We start from the raw sequence: 2,352 nt of genomic DNA, 5'->3' as shown, positions 1-2,352 counted from the left end.
ACTGTATTTTTAGCCTAAATTTATGGATATACACTACATTTAATACGTATATATAAAATATAAAGTTCTAGTAATTGCGTTTTTTGCAACTTTTTTGTGTGGCAAAAAAGTTGATAATTCTATATAATGTACATGAATTGGCAAAATGAAATCGTTCCAGTATATACTAAAAATTATTGAGTTTGTCAAACGAATTTGCAAAATAAAAAACGTATAACATAAAAATGCCATACGTTTCATTAAGATATAAATATTCTATATTAAACTTGCTTATTTACTAAAACTGATAATTTCCTATTAACAACATGCTCTTTGCCTTTGTTGTTATAGCCCACTTTTTTGCTTTCATTTAGAACTTCTTTCATATTTGCAAACAAGTCTAAAGCTTCATCGAAAAGTTTCGGAGCTAATTTATTGAGATGTTTTAATCTAGCCATTAAAGTAACCAATTCAAGGCGTAATGCAGATATTCTAGCAGTTTTATTAAGAGGTATTCTTCTAATAATATCTGATAATGTTGCTGTTTCGGATAGGTGAGGGAATTTGTTTAATACTATCAAATCAATAATGCTTTCTCTTAATTTTCTAAGTTCATTAGCTTCTGTCATTTTTTCATTTTGATGATCGCAGTATAAATGTATATCCTGCAGTCTAGTATTGATTATAGAATTAACCTTTTTCTCTTCATCTTCTAAGATTATTTTATAAACTTCTATTTCTTTGGAAAGAAGTATCTCTATTTTTGTAAGCTCTTCATATAAGTTAAACATAAATACCACCTTTAAATTAATAGTTACTTAAATTTCTATTAAACTAACTACAAATTTATTATCGGCAGTTATTATGATTACTTTACATAATTTTTTTATAAATATTGATTAATTTTCTACTTCGATAGATTTAATAGCCTCAATACATGTATCTCTGTTTTCTTTTCCAGTATATGTAAACCAAGCAAGAAGTGCCAGCTTTTTAGCAGCAGCTGCAACTGTAATCATATAATCATCATCTTCAAGTTCTTTTTCATATACTATGCTCTGTATATTGCTGCTTTTTACTTTTATATCTAGTTCTTCTCCCTTATCTTCTCCAGCAATATCTATTTGTTTTAATACATATTCCATAATAACGTCTGTTTCTTCATTAGCAAAAGAGTATACCTGCATAGCTATATATACATTGATATCTTTAAATTCTACTAAATTTTTATTATTTTTAAAAATATTCATACGCATAGGAAGGCTTATAGTAAAGCCCGCAGCTATAGAGTATCTTGCATTTTCTAATCTGAATCCTATTTCAGCAGAAGGCTGATGAGTATTTTTTCTGCTTTCTATAAATTTTGCTAAGTTTTCATCATCTAAATAATGAGCTATATCTATTAATATATCCCAAGGGTATTTTAGCGAAGGATCTTTTTTGTATGCTTCTTGGAAAGAATACATAATTTTTTTATACATAGTTCTTTCTTTGTTGTCAATTATCTCTCTAAAAGGATAATATAGCCATATCATACTTATAAAGCTTTTAAACCAGAATTTGGCATTCATCTCTTCATTATTCCAAATAAAGAACTCTTCAGACATACTAAGTCTTACTTCTTCGCTTGCATCTGCAAAGTCAGTAAACCAATTTTTACCCCAATATCCCAAAGCAGAAAGTGCAAAATAGCTTTTTTCTATCAAAGGATAATTATAAGGCATAGATATCATAAAATTACTAAATCCATTATCATGATGAGTTATAAGCATTTGAGCATAATTTGCTAATGAATTTATAAAAAACTTTTTTAACTCTTCGAAATTTCTGTTTCTAAAATAACCGCTTGGATCTTTATGGGCATCATTTTCTTTAAACACAATATCAAGTCTTCTAGCTATTCTATCCAAAACACCTACTATAAATCTGTGATATCCTGCTCCGAAAGTTCCAGTACTTATAGTTATAAACAAAGTGTCAGTTTTAAATTCAAAATATATAGGGTCTGAAGACGGGTGAAATGAATATATAAGAGTATTACCGTCTTCTATTATAGAGAACTCTGAAAGCATAACAAGAGGATTAATATTAACTTCATTTAAAGAAGATACTATAGCTTTGAATAATCTGTCTTGGGTAGGGATAACCCTTCTATTATCAAATCTGGCTGAAAGTAAAAACTCTATATTCATAATTTTTAATAATATTCTACTTATTATAATATTTACAGTATAATATAATAACATTTTTTTTTATTTTAGCAATATATATTTGATAAACTTTTTGTTTAAGAGCCATAGATATTGCACAGTTTTAGTTTAAAAAAAGGAGGTATTCCTTATAATTTAAATTATCACAACAAACAAAAAGGAA

The 2,352-nt window shown here is 27.2% G+C and carries 2 protein-coding genes; both read right to left on the bottom strand.

Going from position 1 to position 2,352, the window contains the following annotated elements; genetic code table 11:
• Positions 1-260: 260 nt before the first annotated feature.
• The gene (gene flgN, locus Q1X91_RS15450; RefSeq protein ID WP_013113563.1) at positions 261-770 is read right to left on the bottom strand and encodes a flagellar export chaperone FlgN; all 510 of its coding nucleotides are present in this window, start codon (positions 768-770) and stop codon (positions 261-263) included.
• A 108-nt stretch (positions 771-878) separates the two neighbouring features.
• Positions 879-2,171: a hypothetical protein gene (locus Q1X91_RS15445; protein ID WP_300759481.1), complete on the bottom strand. Its 1,293-nt coding sequence runs from the start codon at positions 2,169-2,171 to the stop codon at positions 879-881.
• Positions 2,172-2,352: the final 181 nt, after the last annotated feature.

The sequence above is a fragment of the uncultured Brachyspira sp. genome (assembly GCF_949287625.1).
Lineage (GTDB): Bacteria > Spirochaetota > Brachyspiria > Brachyspirales > Brachyspiraceae > Brachyspira.
The sequence above is the reverse complement of the archived record's forward strand: the minus strand, read 5'-3'. Positions and strand labels throughout refer to the sequence as shown.